Here is a 693-nt window from a genome sequence, read left to right on the forward strand (position 1 = left end):
ATGCAGGCCTCAATGTGGTCGAGCGGTCGACCCGCCGCCCGTGAAAGGGCAAGACCAAAGCGCAGCTCCCCGATCGTGATCGCTGAGACAAGCTGCGGCGCAGCGGGATCGAAGGCCGCGAGCGCTGCGCGGACGGCACGGTTGTTCGGCCGACCTGCGTCGTAGAGGACCGACACAAGGTTGGTGTCGAGGAGATAGGTGTCCATCAGTGGATGTACTGCCTCAGCAGCTGTACCTCTTCCTCGGGGGCCGGCGTGAACGCCTCAAGCGCCCAAGCGCCGCGATTGCGCTCCACTAAGGGTCCGAGATATTCGTGCAAGGGCATGTACGCCGTGAAATTCTCCGGCAGCCATCCGTGGAACGAATGATCCACCCGGCGCTCGTGCTCATGACCACGGAAGAACTCGAGGAGTCGACGTTCGAGGCGCGGCGGTAGATCGTAGGCTCGCAGCACCTCCGCATCGACTTCGACCAGAAGCCTGTTCAGGACGTCATCAATCCCTGCCGGTCTCAGCGCTTCCGCGCCCGCGGCCGCAGATGCAGAGTGGTATTTCTTCACGGCTTCCACGACATGGCCTAGCGCTCGCTTCGGCATTGGGAGGAGCTTGAGCAGTTCATTGGTGAAGTGCTGGTTAGACGCTCTTTCAGCGAGAAAGGCGTTGGCCAGAGGGCCGTTGAGGATCGCCTCAAGCG

2 protein-coding genes are annotated in these 693 nt (G+C 62.2%); both read right to left on the reverse strand.

Translation table 11 applies throughout. From position 1 onward, the window contains the following. Positions 1 to 206, reverse strand: a 206-nt coding sequence (locus tag VP06_RS33435) for a PIN domain-containing protein (protein ID WP_048468141.1), incomplete at its 3' end; no start/stop codon positions are given. Then, on the reverse strand, positions 206 to 693 hold a 488-nt coding region (locus VP06_RS37620), incomplete at its 5' end, for a hypothetical protein (RefSeq protein WP_245291413.1). The genes VP06_RS37620 and VP06_RS33435, both read right to left, overlap by 1 nt.

This window comes from Methylobacterium aquaticum (genome assembly GCF_001043915.1).
Classification (GTDB): Bacteria; Pseudomonadota; Alphaproteobacteria; order Rhizobiales; family Beijerinckiaceae; genus Methylobacterium; species Methylobacterium aquaticum.